Genomic DNA, 21,026 nt, shown 5'->3' with positions numbered 1-21,026 from the left:
TAATTTTGTTAAATGTCTGTTAGTAAGTTGGAAGCAAATAACGTAACATTCATCGGCCAGGACGTAACACCCCAACCGAGGTGCAAAGTTAATAAGAAGATTTGAATCCTGCAAGTATCTAACTTTTAATTTTTCAGGAATTTATGTTTTTTTTATCCCTACCTAGATCCGACATCCTATTACAAAAAATAATCTTAGCACTTTTCTAAAAATTAAGGCTAAAAAAATCGGTTTTAACGAAGTCACATCAGCTCTACTGCCTTTTAATAATCTTCAACACCTTATCCAATACCGGATCTTTCCCTTTGAATACATCATCAACATTTCGTACAATGGAAACATCCGGCATAACACCCCGTCCAGCTTCGCTTACATGATAATAAGGCTTCACGTCCATTAAGCCAAAGCGCCACCTTAAATGGGAGTTTGGCAGTTTCAGTACAGGAAGAACTCCCGCAACAGTACCACTAGCAGCCCCGCCAGTCTCTTCACCAAAGAAAACAGCACGTTTCCCAACTTTCAGATTTGTAGCAATCAAACTCGCTGCAGAAAAAGTCCCGCCATCGATCAATACAAATAAATCACCGCGATAGCGATTCGCCTTTGATTTTTCAATTTTGCTTCCCGTAAGATGGGTATAATTTATCCCATCTTTGGAAAACGTCTTTGCCCAAGATACTACAGCACTTGGTATAATAAATGGTGATAAAACGGGATAAGACCAGCCTGGCAATCCTTTTACCTGATAAAACGGCAAGTTGAACTTTGAGGTGATCACTGCCGGCTGAACAAACTGGAATTTATCCGCTTCTACCAGATAGCTATATAGTTCACGAACATCGGACAAACGTCCGCCCAGATTGCCACGAAGATCCAAGATCAGGTATTGAACCGAATTAAGCTCCAGTCGATCAAAAATCCTTCTATAGGCTTCTTTTGGACGCCCATAGGAAAAATCGACCACCTTCAATAAAGCAATACTGCTATCGCCTTTGACAGGGAAAGAGAGCTGTTTGCTCATTCTTTTTAGATTGGTATTATAGCCGAATATCTTGCGCTGCTTTTTCGTATCGGACTTCTTTTCGATTTGCTTATCCTTCTTTTCCGAAGGCTTTTTATTCGGTTTTTCCGTAGCCGCATGGTTTGTCCCGACCTTTCCCTTCTGTTCAGGTGCTTCAAATCTTCTGACAACAAACCGCTCATACGTACTATCAGCACAAGAAAACACCACAGCAATAGAATCTCGATACCCCAATTCCAATTGGTAATACCGCGGTAATAAACGTTCAAAAGCCTGATCTATAAATGTTGTATTATACCCATCCGAGGTAAAGCTTGGGCGATATTTTGTGTACAAATTTTGTGGCTGTATCCCTTCAATAGCTAGAATTTTTGAACCGACAATCAGCGTTGAATCTGCCGTTCCATTTTTTGAAAGATACAATGTATTTTCTTGCCAATGAAATCCCAATTGTGAGAAGGGGCCCTTACTTTTTTGGTAACGTACTTTATCCTTACCTTTCAGGTCAAATTTGGAAATAAGTGGGCTTAAGGTCATATGTCCCTGCCGAACTTGAGACAGAACAGCTGCTAATGCCAGCTGAAACTGGTTGGGCAGTAAGGGTTGGCGGATCGTAGAACGGAGGCTATCAAACTTAGTCTTTAATTGATCTTCCCCTATATACAAAAAAAGGTCCGGATGCATTTTCCATAAGTTACGCTCAACATAGTTGATATCTTGCTGCATAGCTTCCACTGCCAGGGGAGTCTCGATAAATCGATTATACTTCTCGACATTTGCACAGCTCAGCAATGTCAGCACATAAAACAATGCGAATAGATAAATACCTAGCCTTTTCATTTATGGTAAGATACAAAAAAAAGCCTTCCAATTTTCATGAAAAGCTTTTCTCTATCGTTAATTACTAATCTTACTCTTTTTCTACTTGCATGTAGTTCAGTTCAAGTGGAGTCTTACGACCGAAGACTTTCACCATGACGATTAATTTCTTTTTATCTTCGTGGACTTCTTCGATCTCTCCAGTAAATCCGTTGAAAGGACCATCGTTTACTTTCACTGTTTCACCCACATAGTAAGGAACGTTAATGGTTTCACCTTGTTCTGCCATTTCATCCACTTTACCTAAGATACGATTCACTTCTGCTTGGCGTAAAGGGACAGCATTACCAGCTTTATCTCCCAAGAAACCAATGACGCTATTGATATTTTTGATGATGTGCTCCAACTCACCGTCAAGAGCTGCTTCCAATAAAACATAACCAGGGTAGTAGTTACGTTCTTTAGCAACTTTCTTTCCATCGCGCATCAAGTAGTATTTTTCCATTGGAATCAACACCTGAGGAATCAAGTGCTCAATACCTAAACGGCTAACTTCGGCATCAATATATTGCTTTACTTTCTTTTCTTTACCACTTACAGCACGAACTACGTACCACTTTAAACCTTGATCTGCCATAAATAAATACGATTGAAAAATTAAGAAGCAATACCGTACAAGAATTCTAACCCTACACTTGAAGCTTTATCCATTACAAAGACAACCAATGCAATAAGAAGAGACGCAACAAGCACAATAACAGCTGAACTTTGTAACTGAGACCATGTAGGCCAAGTCACTTTCTCAGTGATCTCTACATAAGAGTCTTTAAAAAAATCAAGTACTTTTGCCATTTTAGTTTATCTGTTTTTATAAGCACGGGCACCAGGACTCGAACCCAGACCAAAGGTTTTGGAGACCTTCGTTCTACCTTTAAACTATGCCCGTGTATTTCTTATTTTGTGATGCAAATATAGTGTTTTAAACCACTTTCTGCAAATCTTTTTTTACTTTTTTTTATTTTAATCCGATAAATCGCTTATCGAAAAAATAAGCTAATCAACCTCAGTCGATTAGCTTATTCTATGTGATTCTAAATCTTTATTAAAGACTAGATAATTTCAGTTACCTGACCAGCACCTACTGTACGACCACCCTCACGGATAGCGAAACGTAGACCTTTTTCCATTGCAATAGCAGAAATTAATTTCACGCTGATTGTAACGTTATCACCTGGCATAACCATTTCAGTACCTTCTGGTAAAGAGATCTCTCCAGTTACGTCAGTTGTACGGAAATAGAATTGAGGACGGTATTTGTTGAAGAATGGAGTGTGACGACCACCTTCAGCTTTTGACAATACGTAAACCTCAGCTTTGAAATGATCGTGAGGAGTTACTGAACCTGGTTTACAGATAACCATACCACGTTTGATATCAGTTTTCTCAATACCACGTAACAATAAACCTACGTTATCACCAGCCTCACCGTAATCTAAGATTTTACGGAACATCTCAACACCTGTTACTGTAGATTTCAAGTTCTCAGCACCCATACCTAAGATCTCAACTGGATCACCAGAGTTGATTACACCTCTTTCGATACGACCTGTAGCAACTGTACCACGACCTGTGATCGAGAATACGTCTTCTACTGGCATCAAGAAAGGTAAATCAGTCAAACGTGGAGGAATTGGAATGTAGTTATCTACAGCATCCATTAATTCCATGATTTTCTCAACCCACTCAGGCTCACCGTTCAATGCACCTAAAGCAGAACCTTTGATTACAGGGATATCATCACCAGGGAATTCGTAGAATGATAATAACTCACGAACTTCCATTTCAACTAAGTCTAACAACTCAGGGTCATCAACTAAGTCAGTTTTGTTCATGAATACTACTAACGCAGGAACACCTACTTGGCGAGCCAACAAGATGTGCTCACGAGTTTGAGGCATAGGACCATCAGTCGCAGCAACTACGATGATAGCACCGTCCATTTGAGCAGCACCAGTTACCATGTTCTTAACGTAGTCAGCGTGACCTGGACAGTCAACGTGTGCATAGTGACGGTTAGCTGTAGAATATTCTACGTGTGCAGTATTGATTGTGATACCACGCTCTTTTTCTTCAGGAGCAGAGTCAATTGAATCAAATGAACGAGCTTCTGACAAACCTTTATCAGCCAATACTTTAGTGATAGCAGCTGTAGTTGTAGTTTTACCGTGGTCAACGTGACCGATAGTACCAATGTTTAAGTGTGGTTTACTACGGTCAAATTTCTCTTTTGCCATGTTTATGCGAATTAGTAATTATAAATTATTTCTATTTGTTATATACTCTTGCTTAACTTTTACACAAGTACGAGCCAAAGATGGGATTTGAACCCACGACCTCTTCCTTACCAAGGAAGTGCTCTACCCCTGAGCTACTTCGGCTTACTAAAAAACCTTATTTACGTATTAATGCCCCCACCTTTAGATACATTATTATCAAAGAAGATAGAGACTAAATTTAATACTTGAAAAATTTGAGCGGAAGACGAGGTTCGAACTCGCGACCTATAGCTTGGAAGGCTATCGCTCTACCAACTGAGCTACTTCCGCTTAATAATTAGAAACTAGAGTAAATCTAACACCCTAATTAAAATAAAGTGTGGAGGGAGAAGGATTCGAACCTTCGAAGCCGAAGCAACGGATTTACAGTCCGTCCCATTTGACCGCTCTGGAACCCCTCCAGACCTGTAACTTTCGTTACATTTAGAGCCTCTTATCGGAATCGAACCAATGACCTACTGATTACAAGTCAGTTGCTCTACCAGCTGAGCTAAAGAGGCTTCTAATATCTTTATTTAAACTTACATTCTATCAACGTCTGACCAAGTATTTCTACCTTTTCAGCGAGTGCAAATATCGAATTTACTTTTGATTTCTGCAAGTTTATTTTTTATTTTTTTTCATTTAAAGAACTAAGCAAACTTTCGTTGTTTTGAACCGTTGTTCCCTTGTTTGCTGATGCAAAGATAGACACAAAACTCACTTTACAAAAATATTTGTCAAAAAAAAAAGACAGTTTTTGGCAATTATACTGATATGCAGCACAATAATTTTTGATTGCATATTTACCTGTTTTGGTTATTTGGCTAATATACTATCTTTGGGCATGCAAATTTTACCGCAATCACTTTCAAAACTTACCCGATACTCCGTACTATTTACGGTACTTTTAATGGGATCGGCCGAATTGAAAGCTCAAAATATTATTCAAAAATTGAGTAAAAAATTTCTTTCCGCTGAAAGAGATTCTACACGTTCCGGTAGTTTTATGGTTTTACCGGCCGTTGGTTATGCGCAGGAAACGGGCGTTGAATACGGCCTGGCGAGCGCTTATAATTTTTATCTGGACAAATCTGATCCCAAAATCCGCACCTCCACGGTCATGGTCATGGGAACCTTTACATCCAATAGTCAGTCCAATTTCAAACTGCAGACAGATCTTTGGACTAAAAACAACGACTACCATCTGATTAGTGAAATGCGTTACCGTAATTGGCCCTTTAACTATTATGGCGTCGGTATGGACACCTGGAAGGCAGATGAAGAACGCATTGATCAAAAATTATTTCGCGTCAAACTCGAAGCTGAGAAAAAAATCAGCAACAACCTCTATTCGGGCATCAACATTCAATACGACAACTTCACCATTCGTAGCGATAGTGCCGATCGTATTTTCAATCATTCCGATCTTATTGGAAAGCATGGCGGGCAACAGCTACTTGTAGGTATTTCGCAATTGTTTGACAATAGGGATAACGTTTCTTATACAACAAGGGGGTATTATGCTAAATTGCGACTGGCCTATGCTCCAAAGTTATGGACAAGTACTGATTTTACGGGGGCAAACCTCGACGTGGATCTGCGTGGCTTTATTCCCCTGCACAACCAAGTCACACTGGCCCTGCAAGGAATCTTTCGTTCCACATTTGGAAAAACCGTCCCATTTTACAACTACCGTGAGCTCGGTGGAGACATGATGATGCGCGGATATTACCTCGGACGTTACCGGGACAAGAATTACCTTGCCTCCCAAGCTGAACTGCGTTATCGCTTTCATCCACGCTTTGGTATTGTTGGTTTTTCAGGGCTAGGATCAACCTTTTCCAAGGAAAATAGCAGCCGATATGTCGCAAGTTATGGCGGTGGCTTAAGATATTTCTTTAGTCTCGAACACAATAGCAGCATACGCTTTGATTATTCCTTTGGCGAACAAAGACCTGGAGAAAAACGACAATCGGGTTTCTATCTGTCCCTAAGTGAAGCTTTTTAATAAACAAAAGCATCCATAAATATATGGATGCTCTTGTTTATTCTTGCCGAATGACAGCTACCTGTTCCTCTTCGCTCTCCTCTCCTGTATCCTTAAACTTCAGATAAAATATTTAATGCCTTAGGGAACGTGGCCCATGACTGCCTATCGACAGCCAAAAAATGGTCGAAACAGTAGCCTAAAATCGTATCAGAAAATGCTCTTTTCGTTGTTCTTTTCTAAAGTAAACCAACCCAATTCGGTATAGATCTATGGTAACCACAACACGATTATCCTGTTTCAGCTTGTTCCAGTAGGCTTCCCTTTTCGCTGACACATGGGGTTCGTTTATAATCAATAGATCTCGATCGCCAACATTTCCCAAAAAATTCAGGTCAAGATCGTCCAGGTCGATATAATAAATATGTCGGTACGCATAGCTTCCGCATTGGTCCTGCAGAAGACTCTGATAACTTTCGATCGGACGATCGGCCCAATAACTAAAATTGTCGTAAGCGAATGTGTTTAATAACCGATCGATTAATGCATACTTTTTCTGCTCTACCTTGCTTCCGTTTTGAATAGTTTGCGGTAATTCCGAAACGCTCTCCTTGGATGTCTTTTGATAGATCACTTCGTCTACCAATTTATAAACAAAAGGAGAATGGGTCCCATGGCGACTATGGGATACAAAATAATGCCGCCAATACTTAAGCATGTAGTTCATTTCGCTGCAAACATCGCTAAATTTTATGATTTTTCACATGGAACATCAGGTTTAATTCCACTGAATACATACGGTTAAATTAGCTAGGCTACATAATATCTTTAAAACTGGAGAACAAAAACACTCCCTTTTCCTTCCGTACTATTGAGGAAAATAGTACCCTTGTGCAAAAGCATGATCTGTTTACTTAGGGTCAAGCCGACTCCTGTACCCGTCTTCTTTGTTGTAAAAAATGGTGTAAAGATCTGCTCCTGAAGATCGGCAGGAATTCCTGCCCCGTTATCTTCAATCCTAATCTGCACCTTGCCGTCCACTTCAAGAGCAGATAAACTAATATAGGCTTCTTCCCTATTTTTAACCGCATCTATCGCATTCAACATTAAGTTAATAATAACCTGTTCGATCAAATTGACGTCGGCAGATAAAATAAGCCTTGTATTTTTTAGGATAATATCGACATCAATATTTTTCTGGATCAAGGTTGGTTCAAGCAGTTGATAGATATGTTCAAACAGCTGTGAAATTTGAATCGGTGCTAGCTGAGGCTGATCGACTTTATTGATCATGCGATAACTCTTCGCAAAATGCAAAAGTCCTTCGCTACGACGTTTGATGGTGGAAATGCCTGTTTTTAGATCATCAATATCTTCAGTTCCTTTGAAATGGTCCAAACGACCGTTTAAGGTTTCAGCCAGTGAGCTGATCGGAGCAATGGAATTCATAATTTCATGCGTCAGTACGCGCAATAATTTGTGCCATGCCTTTGTCTCAGTTTCATCAATTGCTTCATTGATATTTTGGTATACAACAATGCGAAACAAAGCATCCTGTGTCTCAAAGCTTGAGCTTTGAATCAATAATTTAATCTTCCCTTTACTTGACTGAACGGACTCCATCTGCTGCTGTCCGTTTTCAAGTAACATGGTTTTTTCATAAAGATCATTGTTTTTTTTCTTCAGTCCCGTGATGTTTCCAAGATGTGGCAAATGAAATAGCTGCTTGAAAGCATCATTCACCCACATGACCTTACCGCTATCCATCTCATAAAAGATAATCGCCGAATTCAGCATATTGATCACACGGTCCAGGTATTGATGCTGAATTTCCTGCTTAATACTGATCTCCTTATATGTTTCGTTGATCTGATTAAAGGCAAGGAAAAGCTTTCCTTCTACTGATTTTGTGTTTTTCACCAAAAAACGTCTGGTAAAATCACGGTATTTGACCGCTTCGGAAAATTCAATCAACTGCTTGGCCAAAAAATTATATTGTGCATATAGGTTAAAACCCAGGTAAAGCATCACACAGAAGATCAAAGCCGCCTGTACGTATTCACGTTTTAGTAGAAAATAAGCACTCACAAGAGCAGCTATCAACAGTAATATAATCTTGATCGCATTTAAGATTTTTCCGTGCCTCATCGACTAAATATCATATTTCTCCAAACGTCTATAAAGCGCAGCTCTTGTCAGTCCCAATTCCTTTGCTGCCTTACTGATATTTCCGTTGTAACGCTCAATCGCAGATTTGATTGCTTTACGTTCCAATTCTTCCAAATTTTGACTGCTAGCGCTAGTTTCAACAACGTGGTTATCTACTTGCTGTTCGATCGGTGAGAAGAAAAGGTCATTTCCGGCGATACTAAGCTGATCTGCCATAATAACAGCACGCTCGATGCTGTATTGAAGTTCCCGGACGTTGCCCGGAAAATGATATGCGCACATTTTTTTAACCGCATCCGGTTCAAAGCCTTCAATCCGTTTATTGTATTTTTTCGAATAGATATCGAGAAAATGATCAGCCAATAGCTTGATATCCTCTCCCCGTTCACGCAATGGTGGTACCTGAATTTCCACGGTATTGATCCGATAAATTAAGTCTTTTCGAAAACGGCTTTCATCTGCAAGCTGTTTCAACGGCACATTGGTTGCTGAGATTAAGCGAATATCCACCGGGATCGGTTGATAGGAACCCAACGGTGTCACCTGTCTATTCTGGAGTACGGTCAACAATTTAGCTTGTTGCTGCAAAGAGATATTTCCAATTTCGTCGAGGAACAATGTCCCTCCATTTGCCGCTTCAAATCGCCCTTGACGGTCTTCACGTGCATCCGTAAATGCCCCCTTTTTATAACCGAAAAGCTCACTTTCAAACAATGTTTCTGTCAGCGCCCCGACATCGACCTTGACATAAGTCCGATCTGAACGCAAGGATCTTCGCTGAATGGCTTGAGCAATGAGGTCTTTCCCTGTCCCATTTTCACCTAATATTAAAATATTGGCATCTGTCGGCGCTATTTTCTCCAATTTATATTGCAGTTCGTCCATAACAACAGAGTTACCAATCAAATCAGGACTGTTCGCACTACTGAGCAGGGAACTTTTACTTTTCTTTTCTTTGTTTTTTGATTCAGCAAGCGTGCTTTCGATCGTCGCCAATAAATGCTCATTTTCCCAGGGTTTCACGACAAAATCTGACGCCCCCTGTTTCAGCGATTTTACAGCGAGATCTACAGCTCCATAAGCGGTAATCATAATGACATGTACCTGTGGAAACTTTTCTTTAACCCGGGACAACCAATATAATCCCTCATTACCAGTATTAATTGTACTTTTAAAATTCATATCTAAAAGTACCAGATCATAAGGTGTCTTCTCCAGATGTGCGATTAAGTTCTCCGGATTGGGTTCAACTTGAATATGACTAACTTTAGGTTTAAGCAAGATTCTTGCCGCAGTTAATAAATCCTGGTCATCATCAACGACTAAAATAGATGCTTTTTTCATACTTACTGACTTCATTGAAGATACTAAGATAATTATAAATTCAATGAGCCTGCGTAATAATCATTGATATATTTTTGCAGCAGCCATTCATACTGCTTGACGACCAATTGAATCTGACTGTTGTCGAATTTCGTTTTTGCGGTCAAAAAAATCACTGAATTACTGTTTCCCAATTCGAAAACGACTTTGGCTATGCGAAAAGACTCCGCGTAGTTTTCATTTTGACTACGTAATTGTGTAATCATGTTACTTGCGTTCTGCAAATTAAAAACCGCATTGGACGTCGCCGACCGTAAAACATTTTGTTGGATCTCTTTCTGAAATTTAGCAGCTTGTAGATCTAATTTTGCCAGGCGGACGTTGTTATATACTTGCAAATGATTAAAAATGGGAATTGAGAGATTTAGAGAAATAGATTTTCCCACGTTATTACGCATTTGGGACCAATACGTTCCTTGAATCCCCAATTTTGAATAATTTGATCCTAAGCCAGCGCTCAGACTCAAAGACGGGTAATAGTATGATTTCGCAATCTTAATATCCCGCTCCGCCACTTTTATCCGATAATCCAAAGCTTTAATATCAGGCAATTGGTCGACAGCCATATCATATAACTGCTTCTCATCCAAACGCTGTCCTGTCTCATTTATTCCGATATTGTCCAATTCCCCTAATTGATTTTCCGCCATATTCAATAAGGCCGCCAGTTTCACCCGGCTACTGTATAGTAACTGACGATTATTTTCAATCGTGTTGACATCATTTGCCAGTTGTCCTTTCAAATCAAAATAATCCCCAGGGTTAATTGCGCCTTCCTTATGCATGCTCTCCGCACGTCTGACCTGCTCTCGGGTTACTTCAGTCTGCATTTCGGATTGCCGCAATATATCCTGGGCAGTCAAACTTTGAATATAAGCGGTAATAACATCTAGTTTTAGGTTATTAATCTGCGTATCAAAAGTCAATTTACCAGCTGTCTTTGCATCAGCACGCATCCGAATTTCGTTAAATAGACGAAACCCTCTAAATAACGGCAGGCTGGCTCCCAAAGAAAAATTCCCTGTTGAGTTGTTGGATGAAATATATTGAAGGGTCGAGTTATCCTGCGATCTACCTGAGGTCAGGCTATGTTGTAGGCTCGCATCGACATCGGGAAGTCTATTCGCTTTAGCCTGTGCCAAATTCACCTCGGCACGCTTCACATCGAGTTCATTCTGCAATAAGGTTGGATTGGCCTTTATGGCCAACTGGATACACTCAGCTAAGCTTCGCTTGGCAATTTGTTTATCGTCGACCGCTGCAATTGTTGCTGTCCCCGACACTCTTTCCGTTAGTTGCTGCTCCGTCTGTTGCGCCCCTGCCTTAGCATAACTCAATAAAAAGCATAATGTACTATATATATAAACTCTCTTCATATCCAGTTTTTATTTTCTTGCTGACCATCGCCATGCCAAACAACAAAAACACTAACTATCAAACAGATACAAAAAACATATTTTCAAAAATGTTCATTAATGAACAGTCGGTGTGCGTAGTTGGACAATAAAAATCCACAAGAGTATAAGTAGGAACATGATGGAAATCAAGTTCAGTATTTATTCGTTTATTCAATGGATATACATCGGAGTTTATTCGGTTTTTATTCGCTTTCATCCGAATGAGGTCCGAATAAAGTCCCTATAAAGTCCGTATTAGTTCCGTGTAAATTAAGAGAATTGATATATTTAAATTGAAGATTCTTCTCCGTTGCAACTTAATAAACTATACATAAATCAATGTGTACTCCAATAGAACTAACGTACCTTACCACAACCTGTGGTTATATTTGCTCAAAGCACTTCAGTTGCCACAATAAACAGCGAAAAACTTCCAGTTGTACGTCTTCGTACAAGAAGTGTCCGCTATCGAACACCGAGCGCCAAACAAAACAAAATAAACAACTATAAATCAGTAAATTAAATTATTGGCACAGCTTTCATAGTTACATACAAAATTGATATTAAATTATGGACAGACCTTTAGAAAAGAAGAAGTGGAATAGCAAACGTATCATGACTATTGTGGGGGTTGCTGGCTTAGTTGGCTTAATCAGTGCCAGTTTCTATTTTACCTCCGGCAAAAGCAAACTGAATGTTGAAGCTGACCGCATCTCTATTGTCGAAATAAAAAATGGAAACTTTCAAGAATTTATCCCGATAAATGGCACCGTGCTTCCTATTAGTAGTATATACCTCGATGCTTCTGTTGGCGGACGCGTCGAAGAAAAATTTGTAGAAGACGGAGCTATCTTAAAAAAAGGGGATGCAATCATGCGTCTTTCCAATACCGATCAGGAGCTTACCCTGGTACAACAAGAAACGCAAGTGCTCAATCTATTGACACAGTCACAAATTGCGCAGACCAATGCACAACAAGCATCAATTAACAACCGCAACCAAATGGCTGATGTAGAACAGGCCTATCGGGAAGCGGAGCGGATCTATAATCTAAACAGAAAATTACTTAACGAAAAAGCCATTGGTACACAAGAGTTCGAAAAATCAAAGAACGAATACAACTATCAAAAAGAACGGGTCAACTTGACCAAACAGATCCTGAAACAGGACGAAATCTCCAATGCACAAAAAACCAATCAGGACAAACAAACTTACCAACGCACGCAGAGTGCATTGGAACTGATGAAAAGGAAAATTGGCGACTTGATTGTTAGGGCACCTGTTGACGGGCAATTGACCGCCTTCGATGCAGAGATCGGGCAAAATAAAAACGCCGGGGAACGATTGGGACAAATCGACGTCTTAACAGGATTCAAAGTGCGTGCTGACATCGATGAACATTATATCAACCGTATTTTCCCAGATCTACAAGGGGAGTTTTCTATCGGTGAAAAAACCTACAAACTCCGTATCAAGAAAGTCTATACACAAGTCACCAATGGCCGATTCCAGGTTGACATGGAGTTTATCAATGATGTTCCCAAAGGGATCCGCCGTGGACAGACTTTACAAATACGTTTGGCATTAAGCGATGAAACCAAAGCGTTATTGCTGGCAAAAGGCGGTTTTTATCAACAGACCGGTGGTAACTGGATCTTCAAATTGGATAAAAATGGAAGTACAGCATATCGTGTCGATATCCAATTAGGAAGACAAAATCCGGAATATTATGAGGTTATCAAAGGTCTACAACCGGGCGATAAGGTTATCGTATCGAGCTATGAGACCTACGATAAGGTGCAAGAGCTAAATATTAAAAAGTAACATCCTAGCGGTTATCGAGCACATCATATCTCTCGATAACCGCTTTTATCATACGACTTAATTATGATTAAAAACTTTATTAAAACCGCACTTCGCAACCTTTGGAAAACCAAGGGGTACAGCTTTCTTAATATTTTTGGATTGGCGGTCGGTATCGCTGCGGCATCGTTGATTTTTTTATGGGTTGAAAGCCAGTTGGGCTACAACGATAATTTCGCCAACAAAAAGAATATCTATGTTGTCAAATCAAAACAGACTTACGATGGCGCTACTTATGTATTCGAATCGACACCTGGACCATTTGCCCAAAGCGTAGCAAAAGAAATACCCGGTATTAAGCATGCCGTTCGCATGAGCTGGAATTCGCCCATGTTATTTTCTGTAGGAGACAATAATATATTTCAGACAGGGGTATATGCCGATGGCTCCATTGCAGATGTGCTTTCCTTGGATTTCTTGGAGGGTGATCGAAATACCGCCTTCGATCAGGTCAACAATATCGTGTTATCAGAAACAGCTGCCCATAAATTATTTGGTAACCGCCCGGCATTGGGAAAAACCGTCAAAACAAACAATACTGAGCCATTTATTGTTGCAGGGGTAATCAAGGACCTACCCAAAAATAGCAGCTATGATTTTCAATGGCTGATTCCTTTCAAAAAGTTTGAAGCTGGTCAGGATTGGTTGGAAAACTGGGGAAACAATGGCGTACAAACATTGGTTCAGGTCGAAGATAATGCCAATGTTGACCAGATCAACAAACAGATGATGGATTTTGTCAAACGCAAAACCAATGGTGAGGTCACGTTCTCACAAAATTACCTCTATCCAATGGAACGTTGGATTACGTACAACCAATTTGACAATAGCGGAAATGAAATAGAAGGCGGTATTAAAAATATACGTCTATTTACCTTTATTGCTTGGGTTGTTCTATTAATTGCCTGCATCAATTTTATGAATCTCGCAACAGCAAGGTCAGAAAAAAGAGCAAAAGAAGTGGGTATGCGTAAAGTTGTTGGCGCAAGCCGCAAATCTTTAGTGACGCAATTCCTAGGGGAATCGCTCGTATTGGCAACCATCTCTTCCTTGGTAGCCTTGTTGCTGATTTACATCTTAATCGGTCCTTTCAATGCAATGATAGGCCAAGAGCTGAAGGTTAATTTATCGGCACCTTTACACCTCCTTTTTCTGTTGGTAATTACCCTTGCCTGTGGCCTATTTGCAGGTAGCTATCCCGCATTTTTCCTATCCGCATTCAAACCACTAACGACAATTAAAGGTGCGAAGCAAAAAGCTGGAAGCGGAAGTCTTGTACGCAAAGGATTGGTGATTTTACAATATACGGCATCCGTCGTTTTGATTATCTGTACCATTATTATCTACCAACAGATTCAGCACAACAAGAACAGGGATCTCGGATTTGATAAGAGTCAGGTGTTGACAACAGCGCTACAAGGCGATATGGCCAAACATCTCCCACTGATTAAAAATCAATTATTGGCAACAGGAGTTGTGCAAGAGGTCGGTGTCAGTGATATGAGTATACTCAATATCAACTCCAATACGTCCGGTTTTAGCTGGGATGGAAAAGATCCAAATGCTAGTATTTTGATTGGCATGTTACGTTCTGATGAAGGTCTTATTCCAGCTTTGGATCTAAAGCTTTCTGACGGTAGAAACTTCCATCAAAATTTTGTAGGTGATAGCACCTCGGTTATCATCAACGAAGCATTTGCAAAACTGATCAAAAAAGATGGCCTTGTGGCCGGTAGTATCATCAGTTACGGTGAGGAAAAGTTCACCATCGCCGGTGTCGTCAAGAACTTCGTTTATAACAATGTGTATGCCGATCCTGAGCCGATGCTATTTCTACCGATGAATAGAGATAATGGCATCATGACCATCAAGACAAAGGCTGGAGTAGATTTACCAGATGCCATTCAACAAATCGAGAAGGTCATCGTCAAAAATAACCCGGGCTTCCCCTTTGACTATAAATTTTTAGATGATAGTTTCAATAATAAGTTTAAAGCTGAGCTTTTTGTACAGCAACTATCCAGTGTATTTGCACTGATGTCTATCATTATATCCTGCCTAGGCCTGTTTGGTTTAGCCGCCTTTGCAACAGAGCAACGCGCAAAAGAAATCAGTATTCGTAAAGTCCTGGGGGCCTCTGTTTCGGGACTTATCCAAATGCTCAACCGTGAATTTGTTACGCTTATAGCGATCTCCTGTATCATTGCCTTTCCTATTGCATGGATGATTATGAGCAAATGGTTAACCAACTATGCACATCATGTAGAGATTTCCTGGACCATCTTTGTCATCAGTGCTGTAGCAGCAATTGTAATTGCCCTACTGACGATCAGTTCACAGGCATTTAAAGCAGCGATAGCCAATCCGACGAAGACTTTAAGAGATCAATAAACAATTAAATAAACAGAATTTAATAACAGAAATAATAACTGTCCAAGGCAATATCGCCAAGGATCCAAAACATAAAAACCATGAGCACAAAAAATATGATCAAGATCACAAACCTTCAAAAGTATTACCGCACTGAAGAAGTTGAAACCGTCGCATTAAACAACCTAAACATTCATGTCAAAGAGGGCGAGTTTGTTGCTGTAATGGGTCCTTCGGGCTGTGGAAAATCGACTTTACTCAATATTATCGGATTGCTGGATGATTTGGATGAAGGAAGCTATCTGTTCAACGAGATTGAAGTTGCCAAATTCAAAGAACGTGGTCGCTCAGATCTCCGCAAACATAACATTGGTTTTGTATTCCAGAGCTTCAATCTAATCGATGAACTAACAGTATTTGAAAACGTGGAACTTCCACTGGTTTATACCAATGTTCCAGCTGCAGAACGCAAAAAGCGTGTAGAAGAAGTTTTGGAAAAAGTCCAGATCATGCACCGCCGAAATCACTTTCCACAACAGCTCTCCGGAGGTCAGCAACAACGTGTGGCCGTTGCTCGCGCTGTCGTGAATAATCCAAAATTGATTCTTGCCGATGAGCCTACAGGTAACCTCGATTCCAATAATGGTAACGAAGTCATGCAACTCCTGACTGAATTGAACGAAGCCGGCACAACCATCGTCATGGTAACACATAGTGAACACGATGCAAAGTTTTCTGACCGTGTAATCCGCATGCTAGACGGGCAAGTGATTATGGAAACAACTTCGGTATAAAGACACACATATATAACCAAGATATTTATCCTAATAACCTGTAAATGATGAGCACGATTAAATTAATTTTCAGACAACTATGGCGTAACCGTCTTTTCACATTTTTAAATGTATTTGGGCTTGCCATCGGAATAAGTGCCTGTTGGCTTATTTTCCGTATCGTCAATTATGAATTTAGTTTTGATCAGCATCATCCGAAAAGTGAGCAGATTTACAAGGTCCATACCTCCTATGAAGAAAAGGATAAATTAGATCATTTCGATGGTGTTCCCGCACCATTACCGGCATATATTAAGGAAAACTTTGTTAGTGTTGAACTGACTGTACCCATCTTTAAACAATACTTCGAACGTGTCAGTAATATTGGCGACACGCAGAAAATAGAGTTTGAAGATCAACCCGATATCATCGGTACCACGGGAGACTATTTCAAAATGACACCTTATGTTTGGTTAGCTGGCGACCAAAGGAATATACTAAAAAATAGCCATGAAGTCATCCTGACAGAATCGCGGGCTAAATTGTATTTCCCAAACAGGTCAATAGACCAAATCATAGGACAGACTTTGTCCTATGATAGTACATTATACAATGTCACCGGCATTGTAAAAGATCTAGCCCATCCAAGCAGCTTTTTGGGTAAAGAATTTATCCAGATTCCAGAAAAGGAATGGAATAGCACAAACTGGAACAATTCAAATTCAAATTGGCAGCTCTTTATTAAGGTAAAATCATCGGCTTCCCTTCCTAACCTCATAAAGACAGCCGATAAAAAGGCCTATGAGATGACGCATGCCGAATTTGACAAGTTTGGGTTTAAAATGCATGTAAACACAGTACCTTTAAAAGACTTACATTTTACTTCTTACGCGCAAAATAATGTTAATAAGAAAATAATGTATGGCCTAATCGGCATAGGTATATTTTTGCTTCTACTCGCCTGTGTCAATTACATCAATCTCGCTACCGCCCAAATCCCACAACGCGCTAAAGAGATTGGTATCAGAAAGACATTAGGAGAAAGCCAGAAAAGAATTACAAAGTCCTTTTTGTTGGAAACATTTTGCATTACGGCTTTTTCGGTACTTTTATCATGGCCTTTACTTATTCTCATTCAAACAGTTTTAGCCTCCTATATCCCCGATCAGCTCAAGTTGTATCCCGATCCGTGGGGAGTATCGCTATTTTTAGCAACACTTACAATCACGATTACCTTAATTTCCTCGGGTTACCCGATTTTACTAACAAACAAAGTCAAGATTGTTGAAGTCATTAAAATCTCAAATGCGCAAAGTCTCAAATTTGGCAATCTTTCTTTTCGGAAAATGCTCATTATATTTCAATTTTTGATTGCTCAGCTATTTGTTATTTCAACTTGCATCATTGGTCTACAGTTGAAACATGCGCTACAGAATAACTCCGGCTTCGATAAGGATGCGATTATTACCCTACGTTTCCCGAGTAAAAGCTACCAGGACAGTAATGTTGATCCTTTTGTTTTTAAGCAAGCGATTAAGCACATCACAGGTGTAGAGCAGGCTTCCTTGGGGCATCTGCCCATGAGTAACGATCATTGGGGAAATGCCTTGTTTGCGAAAAGTGATACGGGACAGGTACAAGCTGATGTACAAATGAAATTTGTCGACCAAGATAACTTTAAGCTCTATAATTTTAAAATGCTTGCTGGCCGCCCGCTGCAGTTGGCCGATACGAGCACTGGCATCGTGTTAAACTTAGCCACCGTTCAAAAGTTAGGCTTTAAATCTGCTGAAAATGCTGTAGGTAGCTTTGTCACGTACACAGACAAACAGCGGCAGATTGTGGGTGTAACCGACAATTTTCACACAAAAAATCTCCATGCAGCCATTCAACCTGTTGTCATGCTGAGCTCTATTAAAAAATGGGAATTAAACAGACTAAGCGTCAAACTCAATAGTAATTCAACTACCTGGACGGAAACTTTAAAACAGATTGAGAAAGAATGGAAAAAATATTATCCAAAAGCCCCATTCAAATATGATTTCTATGATCAGCAAATCAAAGAACTCTATAGCAGTGATCTAAAATTCTCGAAGATTATCAATCTATTTACATCGACGACAATTCTCATCAGCTGCCTGGGATTGATCGGTCTGGTTACCATCACCACGGTACAACGTACCAAAGAAATTGGTATTCGAAAAGTATTGGGAAGCACGGTATTGGGGATTATTGGATTATTATCAAAAGATTATATCAAACTTATACTCATTTCTATTTTGATTGCTACCCCAATTGCTTGGTGGGCGATGCACAAATGGTTGGATGATTTTGCGTATAAAATAGAGCTATCCTGGTGGATGTTTATTATTCCGGCTGCCGCAACCTTACTTATTGCATTTTTTACGATGAGCTACCAATCCATAAAAGCGGCACGTGCAAATCCAGTACATAGTTTAAGAGATGAATAAGATGATAAAGAAGCTCATTAATGAACAATACAACTAACACCTGTCCCTATGATAAAGAATTATTTAATAACCGCAATTAGAGAATTAAGGAAAAGAAAATTCTATACCGCTATCAATATATTAGGTCTGTCGGTCAGTCTTACTGCAGCGATATTAATTATTTTTTGGGTACAGGATGAACAGAGCTTTGATAAATTTCACCCAAACTATGAGGCAATATATACCGTAAATTCCCATTTGGATCCAGAACATAACGGCGCAATTTGGGGCATAACTCCCGGCCCTATAGGCAACTATGCCAAAAATGCACCCGACGTAGAATTTGCAACGCGCGTTTCACAGGATTATAATGTTACCTTGGTCAACGATAAGCTGAAACGCCCTGTAACGGATATGAGTATCTATTATGTTGATGGCAGTTTTTTTAATATGTTTCATTTTCCCTTACAAGAGGGCTCGCTTGTAGGTTTTCAGGAAAATTATAAACAGGCACTGGTCACAGCATCAACAGCAGAAAAACTCTTTAGCAGCCAGCAGGCCATTGGAAAGACCTTCCGTTATGGTGCAGATCTGTTCACCGTAGCCGGTATCTTAAAAGATGTTCCACAAAATTCCTCGATGCAATTCAATGTGATCATTCCATTAGGTTATCATGCACAACGGTTTACAAATTGGGGCGGTAATGGAAAATGGAAAACAATCGATGAAGACTTAGGCAATTACAGCTTCGCTACCTACGTCAAAGTAAAACCAACGGCTTCTCCTACCCTCATTGGAAAATTTATCTCGGAGAATTATACCAAAGCCCGCGATGGTGAAAATTCAACCATCTTTGTTTTAGATCCTTTAAAAACCATGCACTTAATCGCCCCGGACGGCAATAAATCGACACTTCGCATGGTGCAAATTTTTGGGATCATTGCAATCTTATTATTGGTTATTGGTGCAGTAAATTATGTCAATTTGAGTACTGCACGGGCATTGGACCGGGCCAAAGATGTTGGCATCCGAAAGATAATCGGTGCTAATCGTCTCCATCTATTCTTACAGTTTATCACCGAAACGGTTGTTGTATTCTTTTGCTCGCTCGTAATAGCTTTCATTCTTATCCTTGTACTTCATACTGGATACAATCAAATTGCACAAAAATCAATCAGCTACTCCTTCCAAAACAGTACAATATGGTTATATATAGGTGTTGCGATTATCGGCACACTAGGCTTATCCAGTATATATCCTGCGATACAACTTTCCTCATTCAATCCCATTCATTCGTTAAAAGGAAAATCAGTTAAAGGAGTTTCCTCAACGACCATGCGTAAAATATTGGTGGTTTTTCAATTTACACTTTCTGTAACACTGATTGTATGCACCTTGGTTATCCGCAATCAACTGGATTTTATCCAAAAGATCAACCTCGGATACGACCGAGATCATGTCATTACACTTGGTCTTCCTGAGGAGGCCTACAAACATATGGACGCCATACAGACCGAACTCAAAAATAACGACGCAATACAAGGAGTCTCTCTTTCAAGTGTTTACAACATGACGGATTTCGGAAATGCCACGGGCGATATAGATTGGCCTGGCAAATCCAAAGACAACAAGCTAATCGTAGCGCAAGCCAAAATTGACAAGGATTTTATTCCGTTAATGAATATACAGTTCGTTGAGGGGAAAAATTTCACAGGCCTGCCAGCGGATTCTTCCGGATATATTATCAACGAGACCTTAGCAAAACAAATGGGGTTAAAGCCGCCATATGTGGGATCCAATATGAGTTTCCACGATTTCCCTGGACAAATTATCGGTGTGGTGAAAGATTTTCACTTCAAATCCATCAAAGATAAAATAGGTCCAATGGTCTTCTGGACGCGCTGGGGATCGGGCACGCTTTATGTAAAAACAAGTACCACAAAAGCCGCTGAGGCTATCAAAGCCTTAGAGAAGGTTTATAACCGCTATCCATCAGACGCTCCTTTCAAATATACTTTCATTGATCAACAATTTGATAGTCTATACAAATCCGAACAGCGTACAGGTTTGTTGTTCAATGTTTTTGCAGGTATTGCCATTTTTATATCTGCTTTAGGTCTGTTTGCATTGGCAACTCACGAAGCGCAAATGCGTATAAAAGAAATCGGCATCCGTAAAGTTCTTGGAGCTAGCACCTTTGGTGTCGTCCGGCTATTGGGAAAAAATTTCGTGCTACTCGTTTCCATTTCCATTCTGATAGCCTGTCCCATAGCGGTTTACCTGATGAAACAATGGTTAAGCAATTTTGCATATAAAACAGATCTAGAGCTGCAAACATTTGTCTTCGGTGGTATTTTGGCCTTGCTGATCGCCATTGTTACCGTCAGCTACCAGGCTGTTCGGGCAGCTTTATCCAATCCCGTAGATAGTTTAAGGGACGAATAAAAACGAATATAAGAAAGTGGATGATTGGCAT

Annotated in this window: 14 protein-coding genes and 5 tRNA genes; 6 read left to right on the top strand and 13 right to left on the bottom strand. The window is 39.9% G+C overall.

The features are described 5' to 3' along the window. Positions 1-253: 253 nt before the first annotated feature. From B3P16_RS16155 to B3P16_RS16115, 9 genes are all read right to left on the bottom strand, one after another. Entirely contained in the window at positions 254-1,861 is a 1,608-nt protein-coding gene (locus B3P16_RS16155; RefSeq protein ID WP_286843533.1) for a S41 family peptidase, read from the bottom strand. A 70-nt stretch (positions 1,862-1,931) separates the two neighbouring features. Then, the gene (gene nusG, locus B3P16_RS16150; RefSeq protein WP_046672242.1) at positions 1,932-2,477 is read right to left on the bottom strand and encodes a transcription termination/antitermination protein NusG; all 546 of its coding nucleotides are present in this window, start codon (positions 2,475-2,477) and stop codon (positions 1,932-1,934) included. Positions 2,478-2,497: 20 nt separating this feature from the next. Continuing rightward, entirely contained in the window at positions 2,498-2,692 is a 195-nt protein-coding gene (gene secE / locus B3P16_RS16145) for a preprotein translocase subunit SecE (protein ID WP_028072657.1), read from the bottom strand. Positions 2,693-2,715: 23 nt separating this feature from the next. Next, a tRNA-Trp gene (locus tag B3P16_RS16140) sits at positions 2,716-2,786 on the bottom strand. Between the two features lie 163 nt (positions 2,787-2,949). Next, on the bottom strand, positions 2,950-4,134 hold the full coding sequence (gene tuf / locus B3P16_RS16135) for an elongation factor Tu (RefSeq protein WP_075991174.1): 1,185 nt from the start codon (positions 4,132-4,134) through the stop codon (positions 2,950-2,952). A gap of 72 nt (positions 4,135-4,206) precedes the next feature. Continuing rightward, positions 4,207-4,278: transfer RNA gene (locus B3P16_RS16130), tRNA-Thr, on the bottom strand. Between the two features lie 95 nt (positions 4,279-4,373). Then, positions 4,374-4,446 (bottom strand) — tRNA-Gly (locus tag B3P16_RS16125). Positions 4,447-4,496: 50 nt separating this feature from the next. Then, positions 4,497-4,577 (bottom strand) — tRNA-Tyr (locus tag B3P16_RS16120). A 26-nt stretch (positions 4,578-4,603) separates the two neighbouring features. Continuing rightward, positions 4,604-4,676 (bottom strand) — tRNA-Thr (locus tag B3P16_RS16115). Between the two features lie 326 nt (positions 4,677-5,002). Between B3P16_RS16115 and B3P16_RS16110 the strand changes: the two genes are divergently transcribed. Further along, positions 5,003-6,166, top strand: a complete 1,164-nt coding sequence (locus B3P16_RS16110) for a BamA/TamA family outer membrane protein (RefSeq protein ID WP_286767379.1) — start codon at positions 5,003-5,005, stop codon at positions 6,164-6,166. 178 nt (positions 6,167-6,344) lie between these two features. Here the strand turns inward: B3P16_RS16110 and B3P16_RS16105 are convergent, their stop codons facing one another. From B3P16_RS16105 to B3P16_RS16090, 4 genes are all read right to left on the bottom strand, one after another. Then, positions 6,345-6,863: a hypothetical protein gene (locus tag B3P16_RS16105; protein ID WP_286752375.1), complete on the bottom strand. Its 519-nt coding sequence runs from the start codon at positions 6,861-6,863 to the stop codon at positions 6,345-6,347. Positions 6,864-6,973: 110 nt separating this feature from the next. After that, entirely contained in the window at positions 6,974-8,293 is a 1,320-nt protein-coding gene (locus B3P16_RS16100) for a sensor histidine kinase (RefSeq protein ID WP_286752374.1), read from the bottom strand. Positions 8,294-8,296: 3 nt separating this feature from the next. Then, a complete protein-coding gene (locus B3P16_RS16095; protein WP_286770541.1) occupies positions 8,297-9,658 on the bottom strand; it encodes a sigma-54-dependent transcriptional regulator in 1,362 nt (453 codons plus the stop codon). Between the two features lie 32 nt (positions 9,659-9,690). Continuing rightward, a complete protein-coding gene (locus B3P16_RS16090) occupies positions 9,691-11,073 on the bottom strand; it encodes a TolC family protein (protein WP_112373732.1) in 1,383 nt (460 codons plus the stop codon). Positions 11,074-11,664: 591 nt separating this feature from the next. Here B3P16_RS16090 and B3P16_RS16085 point away from each other — a divergent pair. From B3P16_RS16085 to B3P16_RS16065, 5 genes are all read left to right on the top strand, one after another. Then, on the top strand, positions 11,665-12,918 hold the full coding sequence (locus tag B3P16_RS16085) for an efflux RND transporter periplasmic adaptor subunit (protein WP_112373733.1): 1,254 nt from the start codon (positions 11,665-11,667) through the stop codon (positions 12,916-12,918). A 63-nt stretch (positions 12,919-12,981) separates the two neighbouring features. Further along, complete coding sequence (locus B3P16_RS16080) at positions 12,982-15,348, top strand: ABC transporter permease (protein WP_286843532.1); 2,367 nt, start codon at positions 12,982-12,984, stop codon at positions 15,346-15,348. 95 nt (positions 15,349-15,443) lie between these two features. Then, the gene (locus B3P16_RS16075) at positions 15,444-16,121 is read left to right on the top strand and encodes an ABC transporter ATP-binding protein (RefSeq protein ID WP_046672289.1); all 678 of its coding nucleotides are present in this window, start codon (positions 15,444-15,446) and stop codon (positions 16,119-16,121) included. A gap of 44 nt (positions 16,122-16,165) precedes the next feature. Continuing rightward, positions 16,166-18,571: an ABC transporter permease gene (locus B3P16_RS16070; protein ID WP_083295955.1), complete on the top strand. Its 2,406-nt coding sequence runs from the start codon at positions 16,166-16,168 to the stop codon at positions 18,569-18,571. A gap of 48 nt (positions 18,572-18,619) precedes the next feature. Continuing rightward, on the top strand, positions 18,620-20,995 hold the full coding sequence (locus tag B3P16_RS16065; protein ID WP_070566264.1) for an ABC transporter permease: 2,376 nt from the start codon (positions 18,620-18,622) through the stop codon (positions 20,993-20,995). Positions 20,996-21,026: the final 31 nt, after the last annotated feature.

The sequence above is a fragment of the Sphingobacterium sp. UBA7631 genome (genome assembly GCF_002483935.1).
GTDB classification, from domain to species: domain Bacteria; phylum Bacteroidota; class Bacteroidia; order Sphingobacteriales; family Sphingobacteriaceae; genus Sphingobacterium; species Sphingobacterium multivorum.
This window is presented reverse-complemented; position numbering and strand designations above follow the sequence as displayed.

Bases quoted from the DNA above. Each gene is read 5' to 3' on its own strand.
- B3P16_RS16090 (WP_112373732.1), bottom strand. From the start codon at position 11,073: ATGAAGAGAGTTTATATATATAGTACATTATGCTTTTTATTGAGTTAT.
- tuf (WP_075991174.1), bottom strand. From the start codon at position 4,134: ATGGCAAAAGAGAAATTTGACCGTAGTAAACCACACTTAAACATTGGT.
- nusG (WP_046672242.1), bottom strand. From the start codon at position 2,477: ATGGCAGATCAAGGTTTAAAGTGGTACGTAGTTCGTGCTGTAAGTGGT.
- secE (WP_028072657.1), bottom strand. From the start codon at position 2,692: ATGGCAAAAGTACTTGATTTTTTTAAAGACTCTTATGTAGAGATCACT.
- B3P16_RS16155 (WP_286843533.1), bottom strand. From the start codon at position 1,861: ATGAAAAGGCTAGGTATTTATCTATTCGCATTGTTTTATGTGCTGACA.
- B3P16_RS16070 (WP_083295955.1), top strand. From the start codon at position 16,166: ATGATGAGCACGATTAAATTAATTTTCAGACAACTATGGCGTAACCGT.
- B3P16_RS16075 (WP_046672289.1), top strand. From the start codon at position 15,444: ATGATCAAGATCACAAACCTTCAAAAGTATTACCGCACTGAAGAAGTT.
- B3P16_RS16100 (WP_286752374.1), bottom strand. From the start codon at position 8,293: ATGAGGCACGGAAAAATCTTAAATGCGATCAAGATTATATTACTGTTG.
- B3P16_RS16105 (WP_286752375.1), bottom strand. From the start codon at position 6,863: ATGCTTAAGTATTGGCGGCATTATTTTGTATCCCATAGTCGCCATGGG.
- B3P16_RS16095 (WP_286770541.1), bottom strand. From the start codon at position 9,658: ATGAAAAAAGCATCTATTTTAGTCGTTGATGATGACCAGGATTTATTA.
- B3P16_RS16085 (WP_112373733.1), top strand. From the start codon at position 11,665: ATGGACAGACCTTTAGAAAAGAAGAAGTGGAATAGCAAACGTATCATG.
- B3P16_RS16080 (WP_286843532.1), top strand. From the start codon at position 12,982: ATGATTAAAAACTTTATTAAAACCGCACTTCGCAACCTTTGGAAAACC.
- B3P16_RS16065 (WP_070566264.1), top strand. From the start codon at position 18,620: ATGATAAAGAATTATTTAATAACCGCAATTAGAGAATTAAGGAAAAGA.
- B3P16_RS16110 (WP_286767379.1), top strand. From the start codon at position 5,003: ATGCAAATTTTACCGCAATCACTTTCAAAACTTACCCGATACTCCGTA.